This is a genomic window from candidate division KSB1 bacterium (assembly GCA_024655945.1).
In the GTDB taxonomy this organism is placed as follows: domain Bacteria; phylum Zhuqueibacterota; class Zhuqueibacteria; order JANLFK01; family Oleimicrobiaceae; genus Oleimicrobium.
Genome location: JANLFK010000013.1, coordinates 21567 through 35102, shown reverse-complemented (window position 1 = coordinate 35102; position 13536 = coordinate 21567). Strand labels below are relative to the sequence as shown.

Sequence of the window (13536 nt, the reverse complement as noted above, 5' to 3'; positions counted from 1 at the left end):
GCACAGCCTTTGCAAATTACAGGTTGACAACCGCCGTTGGTTTTCGTATATTTGAAAGCGGGCAAGAAAGGGTAGCCGCGAGCTCGTATGGAGAGCAAGAGAGGAGCGAGCGCTGCCCAAGGCCGCGACGGAAGATTGTGCTTGTGGGAGCAGGGCTGCGGAGGCGTGACGAGCTGACTTAAGGTTCGGATGCAGAAAGGGTGCGGAAAGATGCCCTGCGCTCTGAGCAATTGAGGAGGCGATACTGATGGCAACGACAAGAAGCCGTGCGCTGGTTGCCACGTTAGCAGTCATGGGGCTGTTCCTCGTGGCAGGGTGCTACACCCAGATTGCCAAAGTGAGGGTGGAGAGCGAGGCCACCTCCTACGACGAATACGAGGAGCGCTATGTCGAGCAAGACACCTCAGCTGCGACTACTGCCGACTCGACTGTCTACCATCGGGTGGACGTCTATCACCACGGGCTGTACGGGCGCCCTTACATCGTCTATGATCCCTGGTGGTACTGGTGGGACCCCTACTACAACTACCCGTGGCGCTTCTACTTTGGCTGGCGGGTGCACTCCTACTGGGACCCGTGGTACAGTTGGTATCCTTACTGGGGAGATCCGTGGTATTGGACGCCGTTCTCGTACTACGGCGGGTGGGCCTACTATGGGCCTGGTTGGGGATGGTACTACTACCCGCGCTATCCGCGCTATTGGTATTGGGAGGAGACCTATGCCCGGCGACCGTTCCAACGCAGGACGATGGTGGCGGGTGGAGGTGTGGGAGCGCAGCCGACTGCCCCGCCAATGACGGCTGTGTCCGGAACGCGGACCCGTTCGCCCCACGAAGGGGTGGGCGCCGGGCAGGAGTTGGCGCGGCCGGCGAGCGACACGCGTCGCACCGTAGAGCGGCGCGGCGACGCGGTCCCCACCAGGAGGGTGGTGCGCGACGAGCGGAACCCCAATGCGACTGACCAGGGTCGGCGGATTGCGCGGGACGATGCCACACCGGCGCGACAGGCGAAACGCGACTCGGACATCGCCCGGCGCGTGCCCAGGAGTGCACCTCCGGCAAGCGCCCCTGCTAAGCCTGAGGAGACCAAGTCGGCGCCGCGTGAACACCAGCGGACCGCCACCAGTCCGCCACCGGCAGGGTCGACGCCGCAGCCAAGCTACAGTCCGCCAGCAAGCTATTCACCACCGCCCTCTTCGCACTCTGGGTCGTCGGCGGGCAGCAGCAGTGGTGGAAGCAGGCAGTCTTCGGGGAGCAGCCGCACCCGCTCCCGGAGTTAGTGCATGCCTCCGTGTGCGAACGGACAGCGCATGGTGAAAAATCGGAGCAGGAGATGATGAAGATAGACGCGCGCAGCAGGATGTTGCTCCTCATCTGCTTCTTAGGCGGCGTTGCCGGGAGCGCAGGCGGGCAGACCTTCGAGAACACCGTGTTCCAAATTGGCGAGCCCTTGTGCGTGAGTGCGCGAGCTGCAGGGATGGGCGGTGCCTACCAGGCGGTGGCGGAAGACCACTCTGCGACCTACTGGAACCCGGCCGGCCTGGCCCAGATCAGACGCATGGAGTTTTTCGGCACCCTCTCCCACATGGTGGCCAAGGACCAGGCCAGCGCCTATGGGTACCAGACGACGTCGGAAGCCAGCTTCACTAAGCTGGGCGCCATAGGCCTGGTTATCCCGGTGCCGACCTACAGGGGCAGCCTGGTGTTTGCCGGCGGCTACAATCGGGTGCAGAGCTTTGACGGCCAGTTCGACTTTGCCTGGCAGCTGGCCACGCCGGAAGGGGCAGTGCGGCAGAGCTGGAACGAGCTCGAGGGTGGCGGCTTGAACAACTGGGTCTTGAGCGGCGCGGTGGACATGTCTCCGAACCTATCGCTCGGCGCCTCACTCAACTTCTGGACCGGGCGGGACGATTACCAGCTCAGTTTCCGCGAGGACGACCACCTGAACCTCTATACGTTCGATGTGTTTGAGAAGAACGACAACATCGACACCCGCTTCAGCGGCACCAATTTCCGGCTTGGCGGCCTGTACCGCGTGGGCAACATCCTGCGGGTGGCTGCCACGATGAGCACTCCGCTCACCCTTACCGGCAAGGAAGACTGGGGCTACGTGGATACCGAGACCTTTGACAACGGCTCGCGCGATGTGTCCCAGCGCTCAGGCACCTTCGAGTACAAGGTTTCCTCGCCGTTTGCCTTCGGTTTTGGGGCAGCTGCCACCGTGGCCTGGCTGGCCGTAGCAGGCGAGGTGACGTATCAGGACTGGTCGCAGGTGCGCTTCAAGACTGACCCGCCAGTGGCGGGCTGGACGAAGGGCGAGGCGAACTTGGCCATCCAGCGGACCTATCGGGCCACCACCCAAGTGCGGCTCGGGGGAGAGCTGACCATCCCCGGGGTTGGCACCCAGGTGCGTGCCGGCTATGCCATCCTGCCCTCCCCCTTCAAGGGGGCCCCTGCTACCCATGACCGAGAGTACCTGACGCTTGGCGTGGGTTTTCTCCTGGACAAGCAGGTCAAGTTTGACCTGGCGTGGGTGCGAGGCAAGTGGGAGCAGACCACCGGTTCGCTCTCTGAAGACCTGGCGCGCGTCGATGAGCAAGTGACCACGACCACAGTGTTTGCGTCCGTCGGGGTTCGGTTCTGAGGTTGTTTCGCGCGCGGCTTCGGTGGAGTCAACTGAGGCCGCGCCTTTTTGTACCCGAGGTGGGGTAGATAGACAAGTGCTTCCGCGGCACGGGTCGGCGCCGCGGCAAAGCACCATCCGTGAGCGTCTGGCAAGACGCGGGCCCATGCTCGCGCCTTCTGCTTTCTGGCCCCATGTTGCGGCGGGCAAGAGGGATGTGGCCGGCTCCTTAGAGATGGACCAATGACCCAGCAGCGCTACGACTTTGACTACAAATACTCCGGCTACCTGCAGCAGTTCATCGATGCGCTGTCCAAGACGCAGGACCCGCGCGAGATGCTGGAGCAGGGATTCGACGTGCTGGCCTCCATCACGCGGTACAAGTTCATCCTCTTTCTGGAACGGCGCGGCTCCGCTTTGGAGTGCGCCGACGGGAGTCCTCGGCCGCGCGGGTTCCGGGCCCCCGGCTCCACCGAGGTGGGCCGCGAGCTGGTGGCGCTGGTCACGTCCGAGTTGGCTGCCCACCCGGACGAGCGCTTTGTCCGTCTCAACGCCATCCACGCAACTCCCTACAAGAATCTCGCAGAGCACCCAGGACTCGGCTCAGGATTGGCCGTGCGGCTGCAGAGAGCCGAGGGGGGAGGCGACTACGGCGTGCTTTTCTTTGGCTGCGCCGACGACCGCATCCTCAACACTTTTGAGCTCGATCTCATCGAGAGTTTAGCCAATCTCGTGGAGGAGCTCTTTTCCCGCACCAAAGTGGAGCGGGAGATTGTCTGGGGACGTTCGGCAGCCATGGCCGCAGTGCGCGACATGGTGGAGAAAGTGGCGCAGTCGGAGGCCAACGTGTTGATCCGAGGCGAGTCGGGCACCGGCAAGGAGCTCATTGCCTGGCTCATCCACGAGCGCAGTCGCCGCCGGGGCAAGGTCTTTGTGGATGTCAACTGTGCCGCGCTGCCAGAGACCCTCTTGGAGAGCGAGCTCTTCGGCCACGAGAAGGGTTCCTTCACCGGGGCCATCAGCCAGAAGATCGGCAAGTTCGAGCTGGCCAATGGGGGCACGCTCTTCCTTGACGAAATCGGCGACACCTCGTTGGCCATGCAGGTGAAGATGCTGCGCGTACTGCAGGAAGGGGAATTCACGCGCGTCGGCGGCAATGAGAAGGTCAAGGCCGATATCCGCGTGATCAGCGCCACCAACCAGAGCCTGGAAGAGCTCATCGAGAAGGGGCAGTTCCGGCGGGACCTGTTCTATCGGCTGAATGTGATTCCCATCTACATTCCACCGCTACGGGAGAGGCCAGAGGACATCCCGGACCTCTTGGAGCACATCCTCAATCGTTTCAGCGCGCGCCTCGGAATCCGCTACAGTTTCACCCCGAAGGCGATTGCCCGCCTGCAGAGCTACCCCTGGGTGGGCAACGTGCGCGAGTTGGAGAACCTGTTGGAGCGCACCATCACCCTCGCCTCCAGCACGGTGATCGATGAGAAGGACCTGCGCTTGGAGCCGGTGCGGGGCAAAGGGCTGGGCGCGCTTGATTTTCGTGGCGAAACGCGGCCGTTGCGCGAGGTGGTGGCCGAGGTGCGGCAGGCCTATTGCAGAGCCGCGCTGGAACTCTTCGCCGGCAACAAGTCCAAGGCAGCCGCAGCCTTGGGCATCAGCAGGATGATCTTCAACAAGTACCTGCAGGGGGTGGATATCGATGCCTGAGGACATTTTCACCGCGCGCCTCAAGGAGCGCGACATGATCGACAAGCTCAACGACATCTGCGAAGAGGACACCGCTACCACGCGCTGTTCCACGGCAGTATGGGACAACGAGGCGCATCAGATCACGGAGCGGCATTTTTGCCACCGCATCTGCAAGTACTACCTTTTCAACAATGCGGAGATCCGCCACCGCTTCTGCGACGTGGACGACCTGAAGTACGCGCGCAAGGTCATCGAGACCTCCAAACCGCAGCGCTACGTCTGCTGGTCTGGGTTTACCTGCTTCATGGTGCCAATCGTGGTCTACGAGCGCGTGGTGGGACTCATCTCCATTGGCGAATTCCTCACCGTCGACCGTCCCAGGTTGTCGGATCGCTTTTTCGAGGTTGTCGAGCAATACGGTCTGCCGCGAGAGGAGATTGACGAGGACATCCGCAAGAACGTCCCGATCTTCACCGAAGAGAACATCAAGGGTCTGATCGCCTCCACGGAGTTTTTGGCGCGGGTGATTGCCGACATCCTGATGGGCGAAATCAGCTTGAGCTTTGACCTGCTGGTGCGGAAATACACCAGGCTCGCAGAACAGGATTGGTTGCGCTTCTCGGCGGACGAGTTGAGCAGCTTTCTCATTCTCAAGAACATCATCAAGCTGCAGAACCTCTTTCTGCGGTATGCCTTGCGCAAAATCGCCGAGGAGAAGAAAATCGGCCTGCACAAGACGCTGATGCCGTACCAGGTCATCGTCACCGCCGCCGAGAACCTGCGGGCGAACCGCGATCGGGAAAAATCCTATCGGCAGATTATCTCGGCCATCAGGCAGGTGGAGGAGTACACACTGCAGTCCATGCGGGGCCTGGCACTGAGCGACACGCAGTGGCTGGCTCTCACCGAAAAGCGCGAGGTGGATCTGCGCAAGTTGTTGCGGAACGTTGTGCAGGCCAAGAAGCCGCTTATCGACCACAAGAGGATCGCCGTGGACGTACGGGTGCGCACCGGAGGCGCCTCGTTGTGGGGGCGTCCGGACGATCTGGATTTTCTGTTCAGCACCTTGTTGGAGAACGCCATCTATGCGGTGGAAGACGGCGCCGGCCGCATCCGTCTAAGCGCGACGCAGGCCAATGGCGGCATCGTGGTGACCTGCGCCGACAACGGCTGTGGCATCAGGCCCGAGGAACTGCCGAGGATTTTCGAGCAGGGATATCGTGGCAAGCGCTTCACCAAGGTGCACCCGGCCGGCGCCGGCCTGGGCTTGTCGTTGGCGCAGCACATCGTGCATGCCCACGGCGGCCACATGAACGTGGAGAGCGCGCCCGGGAAAGGAACCACCTTCACGGTGGTCTTCCCTTCCTACGCGCTGGGAGGAGCATCGAGCAATGACTAAGGTACTGTACGCTGAGGACGTGGAATTCCTGCGTCAGGGCATCTGCGCGGACCTGCGCGAGGCAGGCTTCGAGGTGGCCTCCTGTCCGCTGGACCGACAAGAGGCGCTGCGGAACGTAGAGGCGCAGCAGCCCGACGTGCTCTTGTTGGACGTCATGAGCGAGATGAACATCCACGAGGGGCTCTCCATCGCCGCGCACCTGCGCGAGCATCCACTGCGCAAACAGGGACGCATGAAGGTGCTGCTGCTCACCATCTTTCGCCAGGATGACGAGGCCATCCGCGCAGCATTGGCACAGGGCCTGGCCGACGGCATCGTGACCAAGCCCACCACCAGCGAGCGGATCGTGCGCGAGATCACCCGGGTGATGAGGAACTGAGACCGCCGCAATGCTCAAACCGCCTCCGCAACTGGCAAACATCAGCTGGCTTTCCGACCGTTCCAAGATCTATGCCAACTGGGCAGGAGCAGAACGGATCCGGACGGACGTGCTGGGCATCGAGAACCGCTATCGCAAGTGGCAGCACCTCTACGAGGATGACCCCAAAGCCAGCATGCGCGCGCTGCGCCTGGCGGTCAACAACTCCCGCGCCCGGCTCGCGGAGTTCGTGGGCTGCCCCGACCCTGCGCATCTTCTCTTTTCCACGGGCTCAGAGGCCGCCCTGAAAGAAGTGCTCTTTGCTCACCAGATCATCCCATGGGGTTCGCGCATTCTGGTGACCGACTGCGAGTTTTACGGGATCTACAGCAAGATCGCGCCGCCCCGCTATCATGCAGACGTGGCGCCCGTTGCCGCCAAGACCAAGGCCCAGGAGATTGTCGATGAACTGCTGACCCGACTTCGCCCGGATACCAAATTGGTGCTGGTCAGCCATGTGTGTTACAACACAGGCGTGGCGCTACCCGTCGCCGAGATTTGTCGCCAACTGAAGGCGGCCCAGCCCGAGGTGTTCGTCCTTGTCGACGGCGCCCAGGCCGTGGGGCACATTGCGGTGGGCGTTGCCGCGCTGGGGTGCGACTTTTACGCTGGGGACGCGCACAAGTGGCTTGTCGGCCCCGACCAGACCGGCTTCCTCTATGTGCGCTCGGCGGCGCACCTGGCAATCATCGCGCGCGACGCCTCTTCCCCCTTTGCCGTTCACCCGCGCCTCAACCACGACAAGGGCTCGCGCAGCGGGGCGGTGGCCACCTCTCTGGCGGCCCTGGGCGACAGCCTCGAGCCGTTCATGGACAAAGAGGCACTTTCGCGTGCCCAAGCGTATGCCTTTGCCTTGGCAGAGCAGTTTCGCTCACGGTGTGTGCACGAGCTCGGAGACTTCCTCCGCGTCTACCCGGACTCCCAATGTGACGGGCGCACGGCGATTGTCTCCCTGGTTCTCCCAGGCGCCGGTGCTGGCCGCCAAACGCTGGAACGGCTGCACGACGACCTCCTGGCAGAGGGGATCCACTGTGCCCTGATCGGGCATTCCCCGGCCGCCTATGCCGATCAGATCAAGACTCCGGCCATGTTGCGCTTCTCATTCTCGGTGGGGAACACCGAAGCCGAGGTGGAGGCGATCGTGCAGAAGTTGGGGCTGCTTGCCCGACGATCGTTGATGGCGTCGTCGGTGCGGGCCTAAGATGTGCGAACAGAAAAGAACTGCAGCAAGGATGGATATGCAAAGGACACATCTCTTGGCGCTGACGGTCTGTACGCTCTGTGCAATGCTGGTGTTGGCTTCTTGTGGCAAGAATTCCACCTCCCCGAAGGAAGAGCAGCAGAGCAGCCCCAATGTGGTGGGCACGCTCTCCTTGCCGGCAGAGGCTAATGGCAAATCCTTCGCGGTGGTCGTGGATAGCGATACCAGCAACGCCAACGGCTTCGTGAAGGTGGCAACCGGTACCTGCGGTCCAGGCACCAAAGTCTCCTACGAGATGAAAGATGTGCCAGCAGGGACATTCTTTGTCTATGCCGTTGTTTGGGTGGTCAGTACCCCGCTGACGCCGCCGAAGAGCGGCGACTACGTCGGCTTCTACGGCACGCAGGGCACCATCCCAGCGGCGCCCAATGCCACGGTACCCGCCACCGGCCAGATGACCTTTGACATCACCTTAGTTGTCCTGCCCTGAACGCCTCGTTGGGCAAGGCTGCACTGGGCCTCCTTTTCCTTGCCCCAGGGTTCTGCAAGTTGAGGTAGAAAACCACTTGCATCTTTCTCGTGGCGGTGCTATATTGGGCCACGCCTCTGTGCGTTGCGCAATTCGCCCGGCAAAGGGGCATTCGCGTGGGATGTGGCATGGCGAGCGCGGCCTGTCTTTAGGGTTAGCCCGTCGACTGACGGAGCATTCCCGAGAACTGCTGGGGAGAAAGCGAGGTGACGAATGGGCCTGTCGAAGGCATTGGTCTTGAAGTTGGTCGTGGGAATCGGGGTCTGCCTCCTGGCGGTGGTGTTAGGAAGCGTATTCACCAGCAGTGGGGTCCGCACCTGGTATCCCACCCTCAACAAGCCGCCCTTCACGCCTCCGGGCTGGCTGTTCGGTCCGGTGTGGACGGTGCTGTACATTCTCATGGGTGTCGCAGTGGCGCTGGTGTGGCAGAGGAGCTCTGGCGTCAACGCTGCCCTGACAGTGTTCAGCGTGCAGCTCGTCCTCAATGTGCTGTGGTCACTGTTCTTTTTCGGCCTGCGCTTGCCAGCCCTCGCGTTGGTCGACATTGCTCTCCTTTGGGGGGCTATTGTCGCCACGCTCGTCCTGTTTTGGCGGACGCAACCGGCTGCCGGAGCGCTCCTCGTCCCGTACCTGCTTTGGGTGAGCTTTGCCACCATGCTGAACGCCTCCATCGTGTGGCTGAATAGGTGATGACCTGCCGCGCCGAGCAATGAGCACGGAGGTAAAGCCAGTTGTGGTGGTCAGCAAGTGCCTCGGCTTCGAGGCCTGTCGCTACAATGGCGTGACCATCACCAGCGAGGTGGTGGCCAAACTGGCGCCTTTTGTGCGCTTTGTGCCGGTCTGCCCGGAGGTGGAGATCGGCCTCGGAGTGCCCCGCGAGCCGATACGCGTGGTGCAAAGCAGGAAGGGGCGTCGCCTGCTGCAGCCGGCTACCGGTGCGGACGTGACCGAGAAGATGGTTGCCTTTGCTGCGGCCTTTCTTGCCTCGCACCTCGACGCGCACGGTTTCATTCTGAAAGGCCGCTCGCCATCCTGTGGCATCAAGGACGTCAAAATCTTCGCCGCGGCCGAAGACCCCATCCCGGTCGCGAAGAGGAGTGGTTTCTTCGGGGCCGCGGTGCTTGAGCAGTTTGGCCACCTCCCGATTGAGGATGAGGGCCGTTTGAGCAACTTCCGCCTTCGCGAGCATTTTCTCACGCACCTATTCGTCACGGCTCGTTTTGACCAGGTCAAGGCGAGCGGCACAATGGGCGCGTTGGTGGAGTTTCACAGCCGGCACAAGCTCTTGCTCATGGGTTACAGCCAGAAGCACCTCAAGGAGATGGGCAGAATTGTGGCCAACCCGGAACTGAAGCCGGTAGCCCAACTGCTCGATGAGTATGAGCGACACCTACACGCCGCATTTGCCCGTCCTGCGCGCTCTTCAGCAGTGATCAATGTGCTCATGCACGCCCTGGGCTACTTTTCGCCGCAGCTTGGGGCCAAAGAGAAAGCCTTCTTTCTCGAGACGCTGCTCAAGTTTCGGGAGGGGCGGGTTCCGCTCAGCGTCCCGGTGGCGGTGGTGAAGTCCTGGATCGCGCGCTTTGGGCAGCCATATCTGGAAGCGCAACTGTTTTTCGACCCTTATCCTGAGGCGCTGGTGGAGATTTCTGACTCCGGCAAAGGGCGTGAGCTTTGAGGATGTTCGTTGGCCATCGTGGCATTTTGGGACCCAGCGCTGGCGCGTGGTGGGCATGTTTCTCCGCGGGAGGCAGCCATGTGCTCTGCTGAGCCGCGCCAGCCCCAGCAAGGCGCATCTCGCAAGCCGTGCTCCAAGGTCATCCTCGAAGATACGTGGCTTACCTTCAAGACGGAGATTGCCTTTCCCCTCAACGAACATCCCCGCATCGTCGGCCCGCGCAGGTACCGCTACCACTCGCCACTCATCTCCGCTGAGTGGTGTGCCTTCAGCAACTACCCCTGGGGCAGAGGGCTCATCAACTTTGCGCCGGCTGAGGAGGCCCTTGCCACGGAGACCTACCGCACCTGGGCCCGCCTCTTCGAGCTTCTGCGTTTCTACTCGTGCATCGTGGACCGATTCCACATCTCCGCACAGGTCTATCAGTGGCGGGTGCTGGGAAGGCAACTCGACGTTGGCTGGCTTGAGGAGCGGTTGCTGCCTCTGGGCTTTCGTCTGGTGCTGTGCACCCGAGCGCCGGACTCGTTTGGCGCAGCCCGGGAGAAGCGGTTGGCAGTGTCAGGCAACCCCGCGCAGTACGACGATCTTGGCCTTTTCGCTGCGGAACAGGCGCTTTTCCGCGAGTTCACGCGGCGGTCGCACCTGCCCAGCATGGAAGTGGAGGTGAGCCATGACGGTGTGAACAGGGCAGTTGAGCAGATCGCACATTGGTTTGAAACGACAGGAGGGCTCTACATTTGAAGACTCCGATGCTGGGGACTCTTGCCGGCCGATGGTGCCAGGTTACCGGCACCGTGGTCGCTCTTGTGGTGCTCGCCACCTCCGCTGGGCACGCCGGGGGCCGTTACGCACGCGAGTTGAGCGTAGGCCCGGTGTGGGCCAGCCACTGGAGCCCGCGAGAAAAACCGCCCGGCACCGAAGTGATCGTGGATTGGCGTTCCGGACTCTGTCTCTCGCTCAGCGGCACCGCACGCTTGGCGCGATTCGCGACGGCAGAGCTCGGGCTGACCTACGCCGAAAAGGGCGCGCAGCACACCGTGCGCACGCGCTCCTTCCCTTTTGGCGACATGCTGCTCACCTACGACTTTCGCTACATTGAGTTGCCCGCTACCGTCCGCACCTACTGGCTGACACTTGGAGCCGTGCGTTTTTACACCTACGGCGGGGGCTATGTGGGCCTCGCTCTTGGCAAGAAGTACAAATTCTACAATGCAGCGAAAGGCTCGGCAAGCCGCAAACTGAATGCAGTGGAACAGGGCGACGTGGGTTTCGTCTCGGGCTTCGGTTGGGAGGTGAACTTGGGAAGGCTCTCGTTGCTGGCCAAGTACCGCTACAGCATGGGCCTTGTGGACCTGACGCTGGACACCGACCCTGTGTACATTCCGGAGTTCCGGGGAGTTGATTTCCCGATCATCGAGCTGCGCAATTTCACCCACGCCTTTCTGGTTGGCATGCGTTGGAGTGTGAGGTAAGGGCGGTGATTCACCCGGAGCGCATCAGGGCACTGAATGGCAAGCCGGTGAGGAAGGGCAAATACGTCCTCTACTGGATGCAGGCTAGCCAGCGGGCCGAATACAACCACGCCCTCGAGTACGCCATACAACGCGCCAATGAGCTCGGCCTGCCGATAGTGACCTTCTTCGGGCTTACGGGGTCTTTCCCCGAGGCAAACGCGCGCCACTACGCCTTCATGCTCCAAGGCCTTGCCGAGGTGGAGAGCGCGCTTCGCGAGAGAGGCATTTCCTTCCTCGTGCGGCACGGTCCCCCGGAAAAAGAGGTGGTGCGGGTTGCAAATGAGGCGGCGCTGGTGGTGGTCGACTGCGGTTACCTCCGCCTCCAGCGTCAGTGGCGACAGCTGGCGGCGGCGCGCCTGCCGTGTCTGCTCGGGCAGGTGGAAACGGACGTGGTCGTGCCGATTGAGGTGGCTTCTGATAAGGAGGAGTACTCGGCGGCGACCTTGCGGCGCAAGCTCGCCCAACACCTGGAGTACTTCCTCAAGCCTCTGGCTGCGCGCGAGCCGCGTGTTCCGTCCTCAGGCATCGATTTGGAAGGTCTGTCGCTGGCCGATATAGGGGCCCTGTGGACATTGTTGGCCGTGGATCGCTCGGTCCCACCGAGTCCTCTGTTCCGGGGCGGCACCGGAGAGGCGAAACGTCGCCTGCGGGCGTTCATCGCGCAGAAGCTGGATCGCTTTGCCGAGCTCCGCAACGACCCCAGCGTGGACTACCTTTCCCACATGAGCCCGTACCTGCACTTTGGGCAGATTTCGCCACTCTACATTGCCTTGCAGGTGCAGGCCACGGGGAGCCCGGGCGTACCCGCCTACCTGGAGGAGCTCATCGTGCGGCGTGAGCTGAGCATGAACTTTGTCTATTTCAATCCTCACTATGACTCCTTCGCCGGGCTGCCTGCCTGGGCCCAGAAGACGCTGCAAAAGCACCTTGCGGACGCCAGGCCCTATTCGTACTCCTTGGCGGAGCTGGAGCAGGCACAGACGCACGATCCCTGCTGGAATGCCGCCCAGCAGGAGATGGTGCTTACCGGCAAGATGCACGGCTACATGCGCATGTACTGGGGGAAAAAGATTCTGGAATGGAGCCCTACGCCGGCTGAAGCGTTCTCTCGTTGTCTTCACCTGAACAACAAATACGAAATAGACGGTCGTGACCCCAATGGCTTTGCCGGGGTCGCCTGGTGCTTCGGCAAGCACGACCGTCCCTGGGGCGAACGGCCAGTCTTTGGCAACGTGCGCTCCATGACTGAGGCGGGCTTGCGGCGCAAGTTCGATGTGGAACGATATGTGCGCGCCGTCCAACGCCACCAGCAGGCGAAGCCAGACGAGCCCGTCTGAGGAAAGGGGAAGCGGCGAGAGCCAAGAGGGGGAGCATGGCAAAGCGAGCGGCAATGAGGACGGTGCGTGGGGACAATGGCCTCGCCCCGAGAACAGGCTGGAGGTCAGCAGATGAAGTACGTGCGTCTTGGCGCGCGGGGTCCTGTGGTCTCGACCATAGGCTTCGGCGCGTGGGCAATTGGGGGCACAAACTGGGGGCCAACAGACGACCAGGTCTCCAAGCGCGCCCTGCATGAGGCGATCGAGCGCGGCGTCACGCTCATCGACACTGCCGACGTCTACGGCTTTGGCCACTCGGAGGAATTGATCGCCGACGTGCTGGCCGAAAGGGGAAAAGGCGAGGTAGTGGTGGCCACAAAGGTCGGCAACGATTTCTACCACGCCACCGCCGCGGACGATCAGGGCTATGGCCCGATTCGCCAGACCTACTCGCGGGACTACCTGGTCTGGGCTGCCGAGCAGTCGCTGCGCCGTTTGCGATTGGAGGCCATCGACATCCTGCAGCTCCACAGCCCCGACCTTGACAAGCTGACCCGTGATGAGCCGTGGCTGGCCCTCGAACAGCTGAAGCGTGAAGGCAAGATCCGCTACGCCGGGTTCAGTGTGCAGTCGTTCAAAGAGACCGAGCAGGCCTTTCTGCTGGACGAGCACCACGACGTTCTGGATTGCATCCAGGTGCGTTACAACCTCCTTGAGCGGGAAGCGGAGAGAGTACTGCTGCCCAAAGCGGCGCGCTACGGTCTTGGGGTGATCGTCCGCATACCCCTGCTATTTGGCTTTCTCACCGGCAAGTTCACCCGCCAGACCCGGTTTGGTCCTGACGACCACAGACGCATGAACCTTTCGCCCGAGAGGCTTGAGGAGTATTTCCGGCGTTTGGACAGATGCCGGTTCCTATTTGAGCGCTACGTGGAGTACACGCCGGCACAGGTGAGCTTGGCTTTCTGCCTTTCTCATCCGGCATGTCACGTGGCCATACCCGGGGCCAAGACGCCGGAGCAGGTGGCGGAAAACTGCGCCGCCTCCGACCTGGCGCCGCTGGCGCTGGAGGGCCTGCCGCCGCTCGAGGCGCTCTGAGCTGGGACGCGCTCTGCCTTCCCAGGGTGGGCTGGCCGCATGGCGCAGCTTTTCCCTTGACTTTTCGGA

Annotated in this window: 13 protein-coding genes; all 13 read left to right on the top strand. The window is 62.2% G+C overall.

The genetic code is table 11. The annotated features are described in order from the left end of the window. Positions 1–247 precede the first annotated feature (247 nt). The 13 genes from NUW13_13705 to NUW13_13645 all read left to right on the top strand — a co-directional run bounded on the left by NUW13_13705 (position 248) and on the right by NUW13_13645 (position 13467). The gene (locus NUW13_13705) at positions 248–1279 is read left to right on the top strand and encodes a hypothetical protein (GenBank protein ID MCR4440071.1); all 1032 of its coding nucleotides are present in this window, start codon (positions 248–250) and stop codon (positions 1277–1279) included. 53 nt (positions 1280–1332) lie between these two features. Continuing rightward, on the top strand, positions 1333–2643 hold the full coding sequence (locus tag NUW13_13700) for an outer membrane protein transport protein (protein ID MCR4440070.1): 1311 nt from the start codon (positions 1333–1335) through the stop codon (positions 2641–2643). 222 nt (positions 2644–2865) lie between these two features. Then, positions 2866–4332, top strand: coding sequence for a sigma-54 dependent transcriptional regulator (locus NUW13_13695; GenBank protein MCR4440069.1), 1467 nt, complete (start codon positions 2866–2868; stop codon positions 4330–4332). Beyond that, the gene (locus NUW13_13690) at positions 4325–5713 is read left to right on the top strand and encodes an ATP-binding protein (protein MCR4440068.1); all 1389 of its coding nucleotides are present in this window, start codon (positions 4325–4327) and stop codon (positions 5711–5713) included. Before NUW13_13695 ends, NUW13_13690 begins: the two co-directional genes overlap by 8 nt. Further along, complete coding sequence (locus NUW13_13685; protein MCR4440067.1) at positions 5706–6092, top strand: response regulator; 387 nt, start codon at positions 5706–5708, stop codon at positions 6090–6092. Before NUW13_13690 ends, NUW13_13685 begins: the two co-directional genes overlap by 8 nt. A 10-nt stretch (positions 6093–6102) precedes the next feature. After that, the gene (locus NUW13_13680; protein MCR4440066.1) at positions 6103–7332 is read left to right on the top strand and encodes an aminotransferase class V-fold PLP-dependent enzyme; all 1230 of its coding nucleotides are present in this window, start codon (positions 6103–6105) and stop codon (positions 7330–7332) included. A 37-nt stretch (positions 7333–7369) separates the two neighbouring features. Next, complete coding sequence (locus NUW13_13675) at positions 7370–7822, top strand: hypothetical protein (protein MCR4440065.1); 453 nt, start codon at positions 7370–7372, stop codon at positions 7820–7822. A gap of 252 nt (positions 7823–8074) precedes the next feature. After that, positions 8075–8551 (top strand): tryptophan-rich sensory protein, encoded by a 477-nt coding sequence (locus NUW13_13670; protein ID MCR4440064.1) that lies wholly within the window; start codon positions 8075–8077, stop codon positions 8549–8551. A 19-nt stretch (positions 8552–8570) separates the two neighbouring features. Further along, positions 8571–9539 carry a DUF523 and DUF1722 domain-containing protein gene (locus NUW13_13665; protein ID MCR4440063.1) on the top strand — a complete coding sequence of 323 codons (969 nt, stop codon included), beginning with the start codon at positions 8571–8573 and terminating at the stop codon, positions 9537–9539. Positions 9540–9617: 78 nt separating this feature from the next. Then, entirely contained in the window at positions 9618–10280 is a 663-nt protein-coding gene (locus NUW13_13660) for a hypothetical protein (protein MCR4440062.1), read from the top strand. Next, the gene (locus NUW13_13655) at positions 10277–11011 is read left to right on the top strand and encodes a PorT family protein (protein MCR4440061.1); all 735 of its coding nucleotides are present in this window, start codon (positions 10277–10279) and stop codon (positions 11009–11011) included. The genes NUW13_13660 and NUW13_13655 overlap by 4 nt, the downstream gene beginning before the upstream one ends. Before the next feature lie 5 nt (positions 11012–11016). Beyond that, a complete protein-coding gene (locus tag NUW13_13650; GenBank protein ID MCR4440060.1) occupies positions 11017–12390 on the top strand; it encodes a deoxyribodipyrimidine photo-lyase in 1374 nt (457 codons plus the stop codon). A 111-nt stretch (positions 12391–12501) separates the two neighbouring features. Then, entirely contained in the window at positions 12502–13467 is a 966-nt protein-coding gene (locus NUW13_13645; protein MCR4440059.1) for an aldo/keto reductase, read from the top strand. Positions 13468–13536 lie beyond the last annotated feature (69 nt).

Excerpts from the sequence above, each read along its gene's own strand:
- NUW13_13705 (MCR4440071.1), top strand. The coding sequence starts at position 248 with ATGGCAACGACAAGAAGCCGTGCGCTGGTTGCCACGTTAGCAGTCATG.
- NUW13_13700 (MCR4440070.1), top strand. The coding sequence starts at position 1,333 with ATGATGAAGATAGACGCGCGCAGCAGGATGTTGCTCCTCATCTGCTTC.
- NUW13_13695 (MCR4440069.1), top strand. The coding sequence starts at position 2,866 with ATGACCCAGCAGCGCTACGACTTTGACTACAAATACTCCGGCTACCTG.
- NUW13_13690 (MCR4440068.1), top strand. The coding sequence starts at position 4,325 with ATGCCTGAGGACATTTTCACCGCGCGCCTCAAGGAGCGCGACATGATC.
- NUW13_13685 (MCR4440067.1), top strand. The coding sequence starts at position 5,706 with ATGACTAAGGTACTGTACGCTGAGGACGTGGAATTCCTGCGTCAGGGC.
- NUW13_13680 (MCR4440066.1), top strand. The coding sequence starts at position 6,103 with ATGCTCAAACCGCCTCCGCAACTGGCAAACATCAGCTGGCTTTCCGAC.
- NUW13_13675 (MCR4440065.1), top strand. The coding sequence starts at position 7,370 with ATGCAAAGGACACATCTCTTGGCGCTGACGGTCTGTACGCTCTGTGCA.
- NUW13_13670 (MCR4440064.1), top strand. The coding sequence starts at position 8,075 with ATGGGCCTGTCGAAGGCATTGGTCTTGAAGTTGGTCGTGGGAATCGGG.
- NUW13_13665 (MCR4440063.1), top strand. The coding sequence starts at position 8,571 with ATGAGCACGGAGGTAAAGCCAGTTGTGGTGGTCAGCAAGTGCCTCGGC.
- NUW13_13660 (MCR4440062.1), top strand. The coding sequence starts at position 9,618 with ATGTGCTCTGCTGAGCCGCGCCAGCCCCAGCAAGGCGCATCTCGCAAG.
- NUW13_13645 (MCR4440059.1), top strand. The coding sequence starts at position 12,502 with ATGAAGTACGTGCGTCTTGGCGCGCGGGGTCCTGTGGTCTCGACCATA.